Here is a 13,884-nt window from a genome sequence, read left to right as displayed (position 1 = left end):
GCGGCGGGCCGGGTTACCGGCCATTACGGCTTGCTTGCGGGACGGCAGGCGGGCGAACGGGCATACGACGCCGGCCGCGCGTGACGCGGCGGGCGATCGGACAGACTGGAATCGGGCCGGGATAGTGTGGCGCGCGGAAGCGGTGCGGCGTCAGTGGCAGCGCACGGGCGCCGGGACGGGTTCGGCGGCGGCGCGCCATGTCGACGGCTCCGTCGCGGCCGGCTGGCTCGTGCGGCGCGCGCCGCCCTTCGCGTTGCGCTGCCGACGATGATCGAACCATGCGAACCCGAGCGCCGCGAGCGAGCCGCCAGGCACGACCAGCATCGTCACGTACAGCGCGATTTTCCAGCCGCGGTGCGGCCCGGAAAACACATGATGAGCGGTATCGGTCAGATTGCGGCGCAACGCGCCGGCGGCATTTTTCAGGAACAGCATCGCGAACATCCTCGGGTGCCCGGCAGCGCGGGCTGATCGGTCAGAACATAGTCTCCGGCAGTGCAACATGCACGTCGTAACTGGTTGACTCAAATAATATTGACTAAGCAATCATTTTTCAAGATACTGGGCGCGTTTTAACCCGAAACGCACTATTGCTGCGCGCGCAATCGTATGACCGGCGGCCTCTACGATCCCGAGAACATCGCGCTGGAAACGAGCCTCGGCTATTACCTGTCGAAGGCGAAGCAGGCGCTCGTCGAGCGGATGGATCGTGCGCTCGAGCCGTTCGACCTTACCGCGCAGCAGATCGGCGTGATCCTGCTGCTGTCGCGCGGCTACGCACGCACGCCGTTCGAACTGTCGCGCAAGATGTCGTACGACAGCGGGTCGATGACGCGCATGCTCGACCGGCTCGAACGCAAGGGGCTGATCGCACGCACGCGCAGCGAGCAGGACCGCCGGATGATCGAGCTGACGCTCACCGAGCGCGGCGTCGAAGCCGCCCGCGCGCTGCCGTCGCTGGTCGCGACCGTGCTCAACGCGCAGCTCGAAGGCTTCTCGGCCGACGAACTCGCGACGCTCACCGGCCTGCTGCAGCGCTTCATCGCCAACGGGCCCGGTTCGACCGGCTGCCCGAAGCCTGACGAAGCCGACTGCTGATGCGCGTGGAGCCCTCATGTCTCAGTTAAACATTCGCTTATTTCTCTGTCTGGGCAGAAGATGACGAGGCACGCGCTCCACCTTTCCCCTTTTTCATTCCACCCGGCCGGGCCGCGCTGCGTCGCGCGTCCGTGCGTTGTGCCGGCGCGTCGCGCGCGCCGCGTCTAGGAGATTCCGATGTCCGCCACCACGGCATCCGCCCCCTCCCCCGCTGCCGAACCGGCACCGCTGACCGGCGGTGCGCTCGCGCTGCTGACCGTCGGGCTCGCGCTCGGCACCTTCATGGAAGTGCTCGACACGTCGATCGCGAACGTCGCGGTGCCGACCATCTCGGGCAGCCTCGGCGTCGCGACGAGCGAGGGCACGTGGGTGATTTCGTCGTACTCGGTCGCGTCAGCGATCGCGGTGCCGCTCACCGGCTGGCTCGCGCGGCGGGTCGGCGAAGTGAGGCTGTTCACGCTGTCGGTGCTCGCGTTCACGATCGCGTCGGCGCTGTGCGGCCTCGCGTCGAACTTCGAGACGCTGATCGCGTTCCGGCTGCTGCAGGGCCTCGTGTCGGGGCCGATGGTGCCGCTGTCGCAGACGATCCTGATGCGCAGCTACCCGCCCGCGAAACGCGGGCTTGCGCTCGGGCTGTGGGCGATGACGGTGATCGTCGCGCCGATCTTCGGCCCGTTGCTGGGCGGCTGGATCAGCGATAACTACACGTGGCCGTGGATCTTCTACATCAACCTGCCGATCGGCGTGTTCTCGGCGACCTGCGCGTACTTCCTGCTGCGCGGCCGCGAAACGAAGACGTCGAAGCAGCGGATCGACGCGATCGGCCTCGCGCTGCTCGTGATCGGCGTGTCGTGCCTGCAGATGATGCTCGACCTCGGCAAGGACCGCGACTGGTTCAACTCGTCGTTCATCGTCGCGCTCGCGCTGATCGCGGTCGTGTCGCTCGCGTTCATGCTCGTGTGGGAGGCGACCGAGAAGGAGCCGGTGGTCGACCTGTCGCTCTTCAAGGACCGCAACTTCGCGCTCGGCGCGCTGATCATCTCGTTCGGCTTCATGGCGTTCTTCGGCTCGGTCGTGATCTTTCCGCTGTGGCTGCAGACGGTGATGGGCTACACGGCCGGCAAGGCCGGCCTCGCGACCGCGCCGGTCGGGCTGCTCGCGCTCGTGCTGTCGCCGCTGATCGGCCGCAACATGCACCGGCTCGACCTGCGGATGGTCGCGAGCTTCGCGTTCATCGTGTTCGCGGGCGTGTCGATGTGGAACGCGACGTTCACGCTCGACGTGCCGTTCAACCACGTGATCCTGCCGCGGCTCGTGCAGGGCATCGGCGTCGCGTGTTTCTTCGTGCCGATGACGACGATCACGCTGTCGAGCATCTCCGACGAACGGCTCGCGAGCGCGTCGGGGCTGTCGAACTTCCTGCGCACGCTGTCGGGCGCGATCGGCACCGCGGCCAGCTCGACGTTCTGGGAGAACGACGCGATCTACCATCATGCGCGGCTGTCCGAATCGGTGAGCGTCTACGCGCAGAACACGACCGACTACCAGGGCGCGCTCGCGCAGCTCGGCATCGTCGGCCAGACGGCCAATGCGCAGCTCAACCAGCTCGTCACGCAGCAGGGCTTCATGATGGCGACCAACGACTTCTTCCACCTGTCGGCGGTGGTGTTCATCGCGCTCGCGGCGCTCGTGTGGATCACGAAGCCGAAGAAGGGTGCGGGGCCGGCGATGGGGCATTGAGGACACGCCGGGCGGCTTTGTATCGGGCGACCGCGGACCTTGCGGACGTGTCCCCCGTGAACTAAGCTAACAAATTGACTAAACTTAGTTCATTTGAGGGATGCCATGCAGACCTACAACATGCATGACGCGAAGACGAACCTGTCGCGTCTGATTGACGAGGCAGTTCACGCGGGTGAACCATTCGTGATCGCGAAGGCCGGCAAGCCGCTCGTCAAGGTCGTGCCGATCGATGCGCCCGAGGCGCCCCGGCCGGCGCGGATCGGCTTCATGAAGGGGCAGATCGTCGTGCCGCCCGACTTCGACACGATGGGCGACGAGGCCATCCGGAAGCTGTTCGAGGGCGACGCGTGAAACTGCTGCTCGATACGCACCTGATCCTTTGGGCGGCGGCGGACGCGACCGAATTGCCGGATCAAGCCCGCACGCTCATCGAGGATCCCGCCCATATCCTGTTGTTCAGCGTCGCAAGTCTGTGGGAGATCGTGATCAAGCGCGGGCTCGACCGCAATGATTTTCAAGTCGATCCGCACGTGCTGCGTCGCAATCTGCTCGACGCCGGCTACGTCGAATTGCCGATCACGAGCGAGCACGTTCTCGCCGTGGAACAACTGCCGGCAGTGCATCGTGATCCGTTCGATCGGGTCCTGATCGCCCAGGCGATTTCGGAAGGCGTCACGTTGCTCACGCACGACCATACGGTGGCCCGGTATCCGGGCCCGATTCGGCACGTCTGATCGCGCCGAGCCTGAGCGACCCTCACTCCCTCGCCCGCAACCCCCCGAACGCCAGATCGTCGCCCGCCGCGAGCGGCAGCGTCGCCCGCGCGACGTCGAGCCATGCCCGCGCCGCGTGCGACAGGTAGCCTTTCTTCAGCCAGCCGAGCGCGATCGCCCACGTGATTTCCGGCTCGACGATCGGCCGGCACGTGAACTGACCCGCGTCGAGCCGCCGGCAATACGGCTCGGGCAGCAGCGCGATGCCGACGCCCGCATGCACGAGCGCGGCCATGAAATCCCAGTGGCCGCTGCGGCTCACGATCGACGGCGTGAAGCCGGCCTGCCGGCACGCATCGAGCACCGCATCGTGCAGCGCGAGGCTTTCCGCATAGAACACGAACGATTCGCGTGCGAGATCCGCGAGCGGCACGGCCGCGTGCTCCTCCCAGCGCGACTCGCGCGGCGCGACGAGCCACAGCGGCGCGCGCACCATCGGCAGCCGCTCGAACGTGCCCGGATCGACGGGCTCGAGCAGCCCCCCGAGTTCCAGCTCGCCCGACGTCAGCGCGGCCTCGATCATCCGCGCACCTTGCTCGAACAGCTTCAGCTCGATGTTCGGATAGCGCTGCTTGTATGCGGCGATGATCGGCGTGAACAGCGAACCGCCGAGCGGCGGAATGCCGATGGTCAGCTCGCCGCGTCCGAGCGTGCCGAGATCGTTCAGCTCCGATTGCAGCTGCGCCTGCGCGGCGAGCACGTCCTGGCCGCGCTGGAACACGATCCGCCCGGCGTCGGTCAGCACCATCTGCCGGCCGTCGCGCAGCAGGAGCGGCGAACCGATCTCGTCTTCCAGCGCCTTCACCATCTTGCTGATGGTCGGTTGCGTGACGAACAGCTTGTCGGCCGCCGCAGTGAAGCTCTGCTGGCGAACCACCTCGACGAAGTATCGCAGCGCGCGCAATTCCATCGATCACTCCCCAGATTGGTGCGGCAACATCAAAACGAATTCCGAATTGGAATGATAAGGATAGAGACAAGTCATTTTATTTATGGTTAGGGGAAACCCTATACTGACGCCATCGACAGAAACATCCGTATGGAGCCCGTCATGAACAAGCCGACCGCCACTGCCGCCGCCCGCCCTGCCGCGTCGGGCAGCCTCGCGCACACGGGCCGGATCGTGCTGCAGGCCACCGCGCTCGGCGTGCTGTGGATGGCGGTCGACTGGGCCGTGCGCAAGGTCGGGCTGCCGATTCCGTCCGGTGTGATCGGCCTCGCGGTGCTGCTCGTGCTGCTGTTCTCGGGTCGCGTCGCGCCGGCGTGGGTGAAGGACGGCGCGAACTGGCTGCTGTCCGACATGCTGCTGTTCTTCGTGCCGGCCGCCGTCGCGGCCGTGCAGTACGGCGGGCTGTTCCGCGAGGACGGCTGGCGCATCGCGCTGGTGATGCTTGCCGGCACCGCGTTCGTGATGGTCGCGGTGGCCGTGGCGGTCGATCTCGCCGCGAAGCTCGAACGCCGGCTCGCCGCGCAGCGCGTATTCGCCGCGCGCCGCCGTACGCGCCTGAGCGCCATCGCTCACTGAGCCGGAGCCGCCCATGTTCGCCGCGCTGTCGAACCTGCCCGCCGACCGCGTGAATACCGCGATCTCCGTCGGCTGCTTCGTGCTGACGGTCGTGCTGTATTTCGCGTCGAAGCGGCTCTATGCGTACAAGAAGACGCTGCTGTTCTCGCCGCTCGTATTCGTGCCGGGCGTGCTGGTGCTGCTCGTGCTGCTGACCGGCATCCCGTATTCGGTCTATTTCCGCGACACGCGCTGGCTGATGTGGCTGCTCGGCCCGGCGACGATCGCATTCGCGGTGCCGATCTACGAGTATCGCGAGCTGATCCGCCGCCACTGGCTGTCGCTGTCGGTCGGCGTCGCGGTCGGGATCACCGCGGGCGTATGCGGGTCGCTGCTGCTCGCGAAGCTGCTGCACCTGTCGCCCGAACTGCAGCGCTCGCTGATGACACGTTCGGTGTCGACGCCTTTCGCGCTCGCCGTGTCGGACAAGATCCACGCGCCGAAGGATCTCACCGCCCTGTTCGTGATCGCGACGGGCATCTGCGGGATGCTGCTCGGCGAACTGGTGCTGGCGCTCGTGCCGATGCGCACCCGGCTCGCACGCGGCGCGCTGTTCGGCGCGGCCGCCCACGGCGTGGGCACCGCGAAGGCGCGCGAGATCGGCAGCGAGGAAGGCGTCGTGTCGAGCCTGACGATGATGATCGCGGGCGTCGCGATGGTGCTGATCGCGCCGCTGCTCACGCTGCTGCCGATCTGACGATGCACGGGCGGGCGCAGCCGCCCGCCCCGCCGTCGCGCCCGCTCGCTTCCTCCGCCGGCCCGGTTCCGGCCCGCCGCGCTCCACCCTCGCCCCCTCGTTCGTTTTCCCCGCCGTTGCCGTCCGGCGTCGAGCCGACACCCGGCCGACCGTCGGGACAATCGGCTGAGATAGCCGCAATTCCCCCCTCTTTTCCGCCCATCGGCGTCGGCCCGGATGCCGAACAATGCATGCTACGAGACATCACGCACGCATTCACATGGCCACGACCGCAACCCCGACCGCCGACAAGCCGGCTTCGTCCGGCAAGTTCAAGCGCATCGCGCTCATCGCCGTCATCGCGCTGGGCGCGGCTGCCGCCGCCGCCGGCGGCATGTACGTGTTCCTGAGCAAGGCTGGCGTCGGCCATGCGAGCGCGCCCGCCGAGCCGGCGCCGCTTGCCGCGCCGACGTTTTTCGCGCTCGACCCGCTGACCGTGAACCTGCAGTCCGACGACGGCGCGCAGCACTACCTGCGCGTCGGCCTGTCGCTGAAGCTCACCGACCCGAAGGCGCAGGAGCAACTGACCGCGCGGATGCCGGAGATCCGCAGCCGGATCCTGCTCGCGCTGTCGAACAAGCATCCCGAGGAACTCGCGACGCCGGACGGCAAACGTGCGCTCGCGAACGAGCTGCGGGACCTGATCGAGCAGCCGACGCAGCCGGGCAACCAGCGCGCGAAGGTCGACGACGTCCTGTTCACCGAGTTCGTCGTCCAGTAACGCGGCCGCGAAAGGAGCGCGTATGGGTCACCAGGAGTTCATGTCCCAGGAGGAGGTCGATGCCCTCCTCAAGGGCGTCACGGGCGAAACCGATGCGGTCGACGAGCAGCGCGACACGTCGGGCGTCCGCCCCTACAACATCGCGACGCAGGAGCGCATCGTCCGCGGCCGGATGCCCGGCCTCGAGATCATCAACGACCGCTTCGCGCGCCTGTTGCGGATCGGCATCTTCAACTTCATGCGGCGCACGGCGGAAATCTCCGTCAGCCAGGTGAAGGTGCAGAAGTACAGCGAATTCACCCGCAACCTGCCGATTCCGACGAACCTGAACCTGGTGCACGTGAAGCCGCTGCGCGGCACGTCGCTGTTCGTGTTCGACCCGAACCTCGTGTTCTTCGTCGTCGACAACCTGTTCGGCGGCGACGGGCGCTTCCACACGCGCGTCGAAGGCCGCGATTTCACGGCCACCGAGCAGCGGATCATCGGCAAGCTGCTGAACCTCGTGTTCGAGCACTACACGACCGCATGGAAAAGCGTGCGGCCGCTGCAGTTCGAATTTGTGCGCTCGGAAATGCACACGCAGTTCGCGAACGTCGCGACGCCGAACGAGATCGTGATCGTCACGCAGTTCTCGATCGAATTCGGGCCGACGGGCGGCACGCTGCACATCTGCATGCCGTACTCGATGATCGAGCCGATCCGCGACGTGCTCAGCTCGCCGATCCAGGGCGAGGCGCTCGAAGTCGACCGCCGCTGGGTGCGCGTGCTGTCGCAGCAGGTGCAGGCCGCCGAGGTCGAGCTGACCGCGAATCTGGCCGAGATCCCGTCGACGTTCGAGAAGATCCTGAACCTGCGCGCGGGCGACGTGCTGCCGCTGGAGATCGAGGACACGATCACCGCGAAGGTCGACGGCGTGCCGGTGATGGAGTGCGGCTACGGAATTTTCAATGGTCAATATGCGTTGCGCGTGCAGAAGATGATCGGCGCGAGCGATTCGATGAAGGAAGGTGGATATGAGTGAGCTGAACCAGACGCCCGACGACGACATGCAGGCGATGGCCGATGCGGCCCTCGCGGCGTCGGCCGCCGACGCGCAGGCGCCGGCCGCGGCCGACGAGGATCCGGGCATGGACGACTGGGCGGCCGCGCTCGCCGAGCAGAACCAGCAGCCGGTGCAGGCCGGGGCGACGGGCGCCGGCGTGTTCCAGCCGCTGTCGAAGGCCGCGGCGAACTCGACGCACAACGACATCGAGATGATCCTCGACATCCCGGTCAAGATGACCGTGGAGCTCGGCCGCACGAAGATCGCGATCCGCAACCTGCTGCAGCTCGCGCAGGGTTCGGTCGTCGAGCTCGACGGCATGGCCGGCGAGCCGATGGACGTGCTCGTGAACGGCTGCCTGATCGCGCAGGGCGAGGTCGTGGTCGTCAACGACAAGTTCGGCATCCGCCTGACCGACATCATCACGCCGGCCGAGCGCATCCGGAAGCTCAATCGTTGACGTCCTCCTCCACCGCCTAAGGGTGGAAGATTCCCACAGCTGGCGATGCACGTCCGCATCGGAGAATGTTCAACGCGGCATTGGTATCACGATCATGGAAGACACCACAGCCATCGCAGGCCCACTCCCTCATTCGCAGTCCCGCGATACCTTTCGGCCGAGTCGTGCTGTCTTTCGAACCGCACGCCGAGCAGGACTGGGTCGAACCGCTTTCGTTCACTTCCTCGAGCGTGGCTCCGTGCGCCATCGCCTTGTAACGGAGCTTGTTTCGGAAGGACGACCAGGATGCGTCGTAGACGCTCTTCGCCATCCTGGTTCTGGCGAGTTTCGCGGCCGATACGTTGCCGACCGCAATGTAATCGAACCGCCGCACCAGATCGAGCGCGAGCTTATGCTGGAAATCGGCGCGGGCATTCGCGATCTTGGCGTGCAGCTTCGCAATATGTCGCTTGTGCTTTCTTGCTCGTTGCGCTTTCGCCAGCTTTTCCGCCGCTCGTCGACCGAACTGGTCATTGGGCAGCTTCTCGCCCGTCGAAAGCGTGGCGAAGTCTTTCAGGCCGAGATCGATGCCCACACCGGAACGGATAGGCCGGGCCGGAACATCCGGCATCTCGATCACGATGTTGAGAAACCAGTTACCGCGTGCATCCTGCGCAAAGTTGGTCCCGTCCCTGATCTTGCCTTCGGGAAGCGGTCGGCTGTTAAACACGCGGAAGGTGTTGCCGGCGAAACGGAACGCGTCGCCCTCGCGCTTCAAGTCACGCCCCTTCAGCGGCACCCAGCCCAGCGATTTCCTGCCGCGATAGCGCAGGTAGGGCCGACGGTGCTGACTGCGAGACTTCGCGTATTGCTCGCACGTTGCGTTGACCGTGCCGGAGTGGATACCGAGCGCCTTGCTGCTGCCGGTCGTGAGCACATTCAAGTCGAAGCCGGTCGGCCACTTCTTGTTCCACTTCAGCGCGTGCTTCTGCGTATCGTTGCAGAAGTTCCAGACGTAGTTCACCGCACGGCTCTGCTTGTTGAGCAGTCCGTTGAGCGACTTCACCCGGTAGCGGTAGACAAGGATCATGCAGGTGATCCTAACCTGTGGGAAAAGCTGCCTGTCAACAGCACACCTTTCCTTCCCGGCCATCCAGGGCGGGGTTTCTCGGAGCAAAGTCTGATGAGATTAGCGCCGTCCGGCCGCTGCGCGGCTGCGTTCGTCGCCAGCGCGTTTGTCGCCGAGGCGGCCGGCGCCGCCGACATGAACGCGGTGAACCACGCCGGCTCGATCGCGTCGAGCGTGACGGTCGGTTCGGCCGCGCCGTCGCTCGGCATCGGCGCGGTGCTGCAGACGCTCGTCGGGCTCGCGGTCGTGATCGGCCTCGTGTTCGCGTGCGCATGGCTCGCCCGCCGCTTCGGCTTCCAGCCCGCCCGGCGCGGCGGCCCGCTGAAGGTCGTGTCGAGCGTCGGGCTCGGCGCGAAGGAAAGCGCGACGATCGTCGAGATCGGCGACACCTGGCTCGTGCTCGGCGTCGCGCCGGGCAACGTGCGCCTGCTGCATACGCTGCCGGCCGGTTCGGTCGCAGCCGCCGCGACCGCGGGTTCGGCCCCGGCCGACGCGGCCGCCGGCGGCCATGCATCCGACGCCGGCCTGCCCGGCACGTTCGGCTCGCGGTTTCGCGCCGCGCTCGCGGGCGAAGCCGCGAAACGCCTCGGTCGCGGCAAGGACCGCTGACATGGCGCCGCGCCCTCTTTCCGACCTCGCATTCCGATGAAACACGCCTTCCTGCGGCGCGCGGCGCGCGTCGCGCCCGTGCTGATCCTCTGTCTCGCACCCGCGCTCGCCTGCGCGCAGGCGAACGGCCTGCCCGCGTTCAACGCGAGCCCGGGCCCGCACGGCGGCACCACCTATTCGCTGAGCGTGCAGACGATGCTGCTGCTCACGATGCTGTCGTTCCTGCCGGCGATGCTGCTGATGATGACGAGCTTCACGCGCATCATCATCGTGCTGTCGCTGCTGCGCCAGGCGCTCGGCACCGCGACGACGCCGCCGAACCAGGTGCTCGTCGGCCTCGCAATGTTCCTCACCTTCTTCGTGATGTCGCCGGTGCTCGACCGGGCGTACAACGACGGCTACAAGCCGTTCTCCGACGGCTCGATGCCGATGGAGCAGGCCGTGCAGCGCGGCGTCGCGCCGTTCAAGACCTTCATGCTCAAGCAGACCCGCGAGACCGATCTCGCGCTGTTCGCGAAGATCTCGAAGGCCGCGCCGATGCAGGGCCCCGAGGACGTGCCGCTGTCGCTGCTGGTGCCCGCGTTCGTCACGAGCGAGCTGAAGACCGGCTTCCAGATCGGCTTCACGGTGTTCATCCCGTTCCTGATCATCGACATGGTCGTCGCGAGCGTGCTGATGTCGATGGGGATGATGATGGTGTCGCCCTCCACCGTGTCGCTGCCGTTCAAGCTGATGCTGTTCGTGCTGGTCGACGGCTGGCAACTGCTGATCGGCTCGCTCGCGCAGAGCTTCACGTAAGCGGAGGAACACGCGCGATGACGCCCGAACAAGTGATGACGCTCGCGCATCAGGCGATGATGGTCGGCCTGCTGCTCGCGGCCCCGCTGCTGCTGGTCGCGCTCGCGGTCGGCCTCGTCGTGAGCCTGTTCCAGGCCGCGACGCAGATCAACGAAGCGACGCTGTCGTTCATCCCGAAGCTGCTCGCGGTCGCCGCGACACTCGTGATCGCCGGCCCGTGGATGCTGACGACGATGCTCGACTACCTGCGGCAGACGCTGCTGCACGTCGCGACGCTCGGCGTCGGCTGAGCCGCGCACAGCGCCGGCGGCGATGTTCTCGGTTACCTACGCGCAGCTCAACGGCTGGCTCACGGCGTTCCTGTGGCCGTTCGTGCGGATGCTCGCGCTCGTCGCGACGGCGCCCGTCGTCGGCCACGCGGCGGTGCCGGTGCGCGCGAAGATCGGCCTGGCCGCGTTCATGGCGCTGGTCGTCGCGCCGACGCTCGGCGCGATGCCGGACGTCACCGTGTTCTCCGCGCCGGGGATCTGGATCCTCGTCACGCAATTCCTGATCGGCGTCGCGATGGGCTTCACGATGCAGCTCGTGTTCGCGGCCGTCGAGGCGGCCGGCGACTTCATCGGGCTGTCGATGGGCCTCGGCTTCGCGACCTTCTTCGACCCGCACACGAGCGGCGCGACACCGGCGATGGGCCGCTTCCTGAACGCGGTCGCGATGCTCGCGTTCCTCGCGGTGGACGGCCACCTGCAGGTGTTCGCGGCGCTCGCCGCGTCGTTCCAGTCGCTGCCGGTGTCGGGCGACCTGCTGCACGCGCCGGGCTGGCGCACGCTCGCCGCGTTCGGTGCGACCGTGATCGAGATGGGGCTGCTGCTCGCGCTGCCGGTGGTCGCGGCGCTGCTGATCGCGAACCTCGCGCTCGGCATCCTAAACCGCGCGGCGCCGCAGATCGGCGTGTTCCAGGTCGGCTTTCCGGTGACGATGCTCGTCGGGCTGTTGCTCGTGCAACTGATGGTGCCGAACCTCGTGCCGTTCGTGTCGCACCTGTTCGACATGGGGCTCGACGCGATGGGGCGGGTGTTGATCGGCTGGCGCTGACGGGCGAGTCATTCATCCCGAGGTACCGGCGCCGCCTCGACCGAGGCATTCGCGTCAGACGAGGATACTTGCCAGCGTGTTGCGGGCGGCATGTGCGGTGGCGACGACCAAAAAGGGACGGCCACCGGGGTAATCACGCAGCACGAAGACCGTTGCGAAAATCAGCCCGCCCCATAAAGCAACCGCCACGTACAGGATGCTGTAGCCGTGCGTTGCACCGAACGCAAGAGTCGAAGCACAGATCGCAGACCAAACATTCCCTCCGAATGTGCGGCGAATCAACCGAATGGGAAGCCACTGGAAAAGAAATGTTTCCACTATCGGTGCAGCGAGCGAACCAACAAACAGGCGGGTCAATAGGTCGTACTTCACTATTTCAGGCAGCGCACCGGAGGAAGGGCCGAATGGAAGTCCGAAGATAAATTGGCCACTCCAGACAAAAAGGCCGGCGACGTATGTGAGAGCGCAAGCCAGAAGGGCGGAAACGAGTACCGGGCTATGCGAGATAGTGCGAATCACGCTGTTATCAGGGCAGTCTTTCATTGCGATCCACCCCCGATTCAGAGGGAAGTCTCTGGATAAAATTTCGAAAATATACGCTCGATATTTTTTAAATCCCGGATCCTGCATCTGCCCGGCACTCCAAAGTGTCAAAAATCATTGACCGTCCGCGTCGTTTCCTTGGTTGTTAAAGTCGCCCATGGCGTTGTACATGGTTATATCATTGACTTCCACTTTATTTCTAGAAATCCAGTCCATGGCATATTTAATTAAATCGTATGTCGCATCCATTCCTTTACTTACGAACCACCCGATAATGGCGCCTTGCACCATGCCATTACCCGCGCTGACCGAGTTAATTTGGTCGTCCGTCAAGAGTTCCATTTCCATCCTCCGATTTCAATCAATTAAATGAGCTCAAGTGCATCTATTTCCAGCAACTTCAAAATCAGTGAATCAAGCTCTTCAGTTGAGATTTCACAGGCGAAATCACGCAATTCTTTGTAGGAAATAGTTCCTGTGGACGCAAATATGAATTTATGCAATTCTTCAAAATCTCTCCCGTATGGAATTGATGCGCCGTTTATTTTTTCATCAATGGCGATGTTTCTTATCGGTGTATTCACAAGAAATCTTGCCTCCTTATCTAGATGAAATTTTGATCGCAAGGCATGCAATTGCAAATTTGGCTTTGATGCCTCTCTAAAATTTCGTCGCCTGCGATCGTTGTAGTTGGTCAGCAGATCGCGATCCTCAACAATTCGTGCGAGCTCACTTGCCACTAGCCTGAGGTCGATGTCCGGTCTTTGTCCAAGGGGAATCGTCTGCCTGAATGCATCAAAATCGCCAATAATTTCGTTTGCAACGTACTTTACATAGTCAGAAATGGTGGACTCGTGCACACCCACCGCTAAATGAAAGGTTTCTTCGTTCAAGGGAATTGCTGTGTGCCACCATCCTCTTGGTAGATATAGGACGTCTCCGGTTTCGATCGTGACATCCATATAAGGCTCAGCCGGACATTCGGATTGCTTTCCAGTGCTTCGTTGATGCTTCAGCGGCAACGCGTGTGTAGGTTCGTAGATCAACCATCGCTTCCTGCCCATCATTTGAACTGCAAAGACACTATGCGTATCCCAGTGCTTTCCAAACGATTCATCTTCCCCAAATGCTATGTATCCGTTCGCGACGGTGTGCTCACCAACAAATCTCGAGATCGACTTGCATATCAATCTGACCTTATACGAAGTCAACTCCATCCGATTAAATACAAGGGTTGTGCCATTGCGAAGCTCGTTGTACAGAATGGTCTTTTCAAGCCTACGTCTAACTTGCCCCAGTTCACCGCAATTTATGATATATTTCGACTCCTCAAGAAATCCCCCTTTGTTCAATCTTGGCCCTTGTGCCATCGATTCGCCAATATATATCGCCTCCGATACTTCTTCCCATGACAAAAAATTGTCTCGCAACGCATCTCTGAACAGGATGGGACATTTGTCGAAGTAATTTTCGACAAAATGATTAGCCTTCATATTCAACTCGATCATGCGGTTTCACCTCCACAAAACGCCACCCCGTCATCCTCAATGAATGGCTCGACCAGTATGAGAAAATATAATAATCATTATAATTA

At 63.9% G+C, this 13,884-nt stretch carries 19 protein-coding genes; 13 read left to right on the top strand and 6 right to left on the bottom strand.

What is annotated here, in order from left to right; all coding sequences use genetic code 11:
* Positions 1 to 150: 150 nt before the first annotated feature.
* Complete coding sequence (locus tag WS54_RS13330; protein WP_082725042.1) at positions 151 to 435, bottom strand: multidrug ABC transporter ATPase; 285 nt, start codon at positions 433 to 435, stop codon at positions 151 to 153.
* A 174-nt stretch (positions 436 to 609) separates the two neighbouring features.
* On the opposite strand from WS54_RS13330, the gene WS54_RS13325 reads away from it, so the two are divergent.
* The 4 genes from WS54_RS13325 (at position 610) to WS54_RS13310 (ending at position 3,575) form a co-directional block, all read left to right on the top strand.
* Positions 610 to 1,098 (top strand): MarR family winged helix-turn-helix transcriptional regulator, encoded by a 489-nt coding sequence (locus tag WS54_RS13325; RefSeq protein ID WP_059780439.1) that lies wholly within the window; start codon positions 610 to 612, stop codon positions 1,096 to 1,098.
* Between the two features lie 177 nt (positions 1,099 to 1,275).
* Positions 1,276 to 2,838, top strand: coding sequence for a DHA2 family efflux MFS transporter permease subunit (locus tag WS54_RS13320; protein WP_059780440.1), 1,563 nt, complete (start codon positions 1,276 to 1,278; stop codon positions 2,836 to 2,838).
* 105 nt (positions 2,839 to 2,943) lie between these two features.
* Positions 2,944 to 3,192, top strand: coding sequence for a type II toxin-antitoxin system Phd/YefM family antitoxin (locus tag WS54_RS13315; protein WP_034209681.1), 249 nt, complete (start codon positions 2,944 to 2,946; stop codon positions 3,190 to 3,192).
* The gene (locus WS54_RS13310; RefSeq protein WP_059780441.1) at positions 3,189 to 3,575 is read left to right on the top strand and encodes a type II toxin-antitoxin system VapC family toxin; all 387 of its coding nucleotides are present in this window, start codon (positions 3,189 to 3,191) and stop codon (positions 3,573 to 3,575) included. The genes WS54_RS13315 and WS54_RS13310 overlap by 4 nt, the downstream gene beginning before the upstream one ends.
* 22 nt (positions 3,576 to 3,597) lie before the next feature.
* Here the strand turns inward: WS54_RS13310 and WS54_RS13305 are convergent, their stop codons facing one another.
* Entirely contained in the window at positions 3,598 to 4,524 is a 927-nt protein-coding gene (locus tag WS54_RS13305; RefSeq protein ID WP_059780442.1) for a LysR family transcriptional regulator, read from the bottom strand.
* Positions 4,525 to 4,665: 141 nt separating this feature from the next.
* Between WS54_RS13305 and WS54_RS13300 the strand changes: the two genes are divergently transcribed.
* From WS54_RS13300 to fliN, 5 genes are all read left to right on the top strand, one after another.
* Positions 4,666 to 5,139 carry a CidA/LrgA family protein gene (locus tag WS54_RS13300; RefSeq protein WP_059780484.1) on the top strand — a complete coding sequence of 158 codons (474 nt, stop codon included), beginning with the start codon at positions 4,666 to 4,668 and terminating at the stop codon, positions 5,137 to 5,139.
* Between the two features lie 13 nt (positions 5,140 to 5,152).
* Positions 5,153 to 5,875, top strand: a complete 723-nt coding sequence (locus tag WS54_RS13295; RefSeq protein WP_059780443.1) for an LrgB family protein — start codon at positions 5,153 to 5,155, stop codon at positions 5,873 to 5,875.
* Between the two features lie 259 nt (positions 5,876 to 6,134).
* Positions 6,135 to 6,635 carry a flagellar basal body-associated protein FliL gene (fliL, locus tag WS54_RS13290; protein ID WP_179955215.1) on the top strand — a complete coding sequence of 167 codons (501 nt, stop codon included), beginning with the start codon at positions 6,135 to 6,137 and terminating at the stop codon, positions 6,633 to 6,635.
* 22 nt (positions 6,636 to 6,657) lie between these two features.
* A complete protein-coding gene (gene fliM / locus WS54_RS13285) occupies positions 6,658 to 7,656 on the top strand; it encodes a flagellar motor switch protein FliM (RefSeq protein ID WP_034209687.1) in 999 nt (332 codons plus the stop codon).
* Positions 7,649 to 8,137, top strand: a complete 489-nt coding sequence (gene fliN / locus WS54_RS13280) for a flagellar motor switch protein FliN (protein ID WP_034209688.1) — start codon at positions 7,649 to 7,651, stop codon at positions 8,135 to 8,137. The genes fliM and fliN overlap by 8 nt, the downstream gene beginning before the upstream one ends.
* Before the next feature lie 16 nt (positions 8,138 to 8,153).
* Here the strand turns inward: fliN and WS54_RS13275 are convergent, their stop codons facing one another.
* Positions 8,154 to 9,206 carry an RNA-guided endonuclease InsQ/TnpB family protein gene (locus WS54_RS13275; protein WP_059780485.1) on the bottom strand — a complete coding sequence of 351 codons (1,053 nt, stop codon included), beginning with the start codon at positions 9,204 to 9,206 and terminating at the stop codon, positions 8,154 to 8,156.
* A 93-nt stretch (positions 9,207 to 9,299) separates the two neighbouring features.
* Here WS54_RS13275 and fliO point away from each other — a divergent pair, with 93 nt between their 5' ends.
* The 4 genes from fliO to fliR are packed head-to-tail and all read left to right on the top strand — an operon-like array spanning position 9,300 to position 11,747.
* A complete protein-coding gene (gene fliO / locus WS54_RS13270) occupies positions 9,300 to 9,854 on the top strand; it encodes a flagellar biosynthetic protein FliO (RefSeq protein WP_059780445.1) in 555 nt (184 codons plus the stop codon).
* Between the two features lie 36 nt (positions 9,855 to 9,890).
* A complete protein-coding gene (gene fliP / locus WS54_RS13265) occupies positions 9,891 to 10,652 on the top strand; it encodes a flagellar type III secretion system pore protein FliP (protein ID WP_034188215.1) in 762 nt (253 codons plus the stop codon).
* A 17-nt stretch (positions 10,653 to 10,669) separates the two neighbouring features.
* Complete coding sequence (fliQ, locus tag WS54_RS13260) at positions 10,670 to 10,942, top strand: flagellar biosynthesis protein FliQ (RefSeq protein WP_006491272.1); 273 nt, start codon at positions 10,670 to 10,672, stop codon at positions 10,940 to 10,942.
* A gap of 22 nt (positions 10,943 to 10,964) precedes the next feature.
* The gene (fliR, locus tag WS54_RS13255) at positions 10,965 to 11,747 is read left to right on the top strand and encodes a flagellar biosynthetic protein FliR (protein WP_059780446.1); all 783 of its coding nucleotides are present in this window, start codon (positions 10,965 to 10,967) and stop codon (positions 11,745 to 11,747) included.
* A 54-nt stretch (positions 11,748 to 11,801) separates the two neighbouring features.
* Here fliR and WS54_RS13250 read toward each other — a convergent pair whose 3' ends face one another.
* From WS54_RS13250 to WS54_RS13240, 3 genes are read right to left on the bottom strand one after another with little or no spacing between them, the layout of a single operon-like run.
* Entirely contained in the window at positions 11,802 to 12,377 is a 576-nt protein-coding gene (locus WS54_RS13250; protein WP_236872785.1) for a CPBP family intramembrane glutamic endopeptidase, read from the bottom strand.
* Positions 12,378 to 12,404: 27 nt separating this feature from the next.
* The gene (locus WS54_RS13245) at positions 12,405 to 12,632 is read right to left on the bottom strand and encodes a hypothetical protein (RefSeq protein ID WP_159086674.1); all 228 of its coding nucleotides are present in this window, start codon (positions 12,630 to 12,632) and stop codon (positions 12,405 to 12,407) included.
* A 23-nt stretch (positions 12,633 to 12,655) separates the two neighbouring features.
* A complete protein-coding gene (locus tag WS54_RS13240) occupies positions 12,656 to 13,798 on the bottom strand; it encodes a JmjC domain-containing protein (protein WP_082725038.1) in 1,143 nt (380 codons plus the stop codon).
* Positions 13,799 to 13,884 lie beyond the last annotated feature (86 nt).

The organism is Burkholderia sp. NRF60-BP8 (assembly GCF_001522585.2).
Classification (GTDB): Bacteria; Pseudomonadota; Gammaproteobacteria; order Burkholderiales; family Burkholderiaceae; genus Burkholderia.
The sequence above is the reverse complement of the archived record's forward strand: the minus strand, read 5'-3'. Positions and strand labels throughout refer to the sequence as shown.

What these genes read in the sequence shown, in the direction of transcription:
- WS54_RS13330 (WP_082725042.1), bottom strand. Translation starts at nt 435, where the DNA reads ATGCTGTTCCTGAAAAATGCCGCCGGCGCGTTGCGCCGCAATCTGACC.
- WS54_RS13325 (WP_059780439.1), top strand. Translation starts at nt 610, where the DNA reads ATGACCGGCGGCCTCTACGATCCCGAGAACATCGCGCTGGAAACGAGC.
- WS54_RS13320 (WP_059780440.1), top strand. Translation starts at nt 1,276, where the DNA reads ATGTCCGCCACCACGGCATCCGCCCCCTCCCCCGCTGCCGAACCGGCA.
- WS54_RS13315 (WP_034209681.1), top strand. Translation starts at nt 2,944, where the DNA reads ATGCAGACCTACAACATGCATGACGCGAAGACGAACCTGTCGCGTCTG.
- WS54_RS13305 (WP_059780442.1), bottom strand. Translation starts at nt 4,524, where the DNA reads ATGGAATTGCGCGCGCTGCGATACTTCGTCGAGGTGGTTCGCCAGCAG.
- WS54_RS13300 (WP_059780484.1), top strand. Translation starts at nt 4,666, where the DNA reads ATGAACAAGCCGACCGCCACTGCCGCCGCCCGCCCTGCCGCGTCGGGC.
- WS54_RS13295 (WP_059780443.1), top strand. Translation starts at nt 5,153, where the DNA reads ATGTTCGCCGCGCTGTCGAACCTGCCCGCCGACCGCGTGAATACCGCG.
- fliL (WP_179955215.1), top strand. Translation starts at nt 6,135, where the DNA reads ATGGCCACGACCGCAACCCCGACCGCCGACAAGCCGGCTTCGTCCGGC.
- fliM (WP_034209687.1), top strand. Translation starts at nt 6,658, where the DNA reads ATGGGTCACCAGGAGTTCATGTCCCAGGAGGAGGTCGATGCCCTCCTC.
- fliN (WP_034209688.1), top strand. Translation starts at nt 7,649, where the DNA reads ATGAGTGAGCTGAACCAGACGCCCGACGACGACATGCAGGCGATGGCC.
- WS54_RS13275 (WP_059780485.1), bottom strand. Translation starts at nt 9,206, where the DNA reads ATGATCCTTGTCTACCGCTACCGGGTGAAGTCGCTCAACGGACTGCTC.
- fliO (WP_059780445.1), top strand. Translation starts at nt 9,300, where the DNA reads ATGAGATTAGCGCCGTCCGGCCGCTGCGCGGCTGCGTTCGTCGCCAGC.
- fliP (WP_034188215.1), top strand. Translation starts at nt 9,891, where the DNA reads ATGAAACACGCCTTCCTGCGGCGCGCGGCGCGCGTCGCGCCCGTGCTG.
- fliQ (WP_006491272.1), top strand. Translation starts at nt 10,670, where the DNA reads ATGACGCCCGAACAAGTGATGACGCTCGCGCATCAGGCGATGATGGTC.
- fliR (WP_059780446.1), top strand. Translation starts at nt 10,965, where the DNA reads ATGTTCTCGGTTACCTACGCGCAGCTCAACGGCTGGCTCACGGCGTTC.
- WS54_RS13250 (WP_236872785.1), bottom strand. Translation starts at nt 12,377, where the DNA reads ATGCAGGATCCGGGATTTAAAAAATATCGAGCGTATATTTTCGAAATT.
- WS54_RS13245 (WP_159086674.1), bottom strand. Translation starts at nt 12,632, where the DNA reads ATGGAACTCTTGACGGACGACCAAATTAACTCGGTCAGCGCGGGTAAT.
- WS54_RS13240 (WP_082725038.1), bottom strand. Translation starts at nt 13,798, where the DNA reads ATGATCGAGTTGAATATGAAGGCTAATCATTTTGTCGAAAATTACTTC.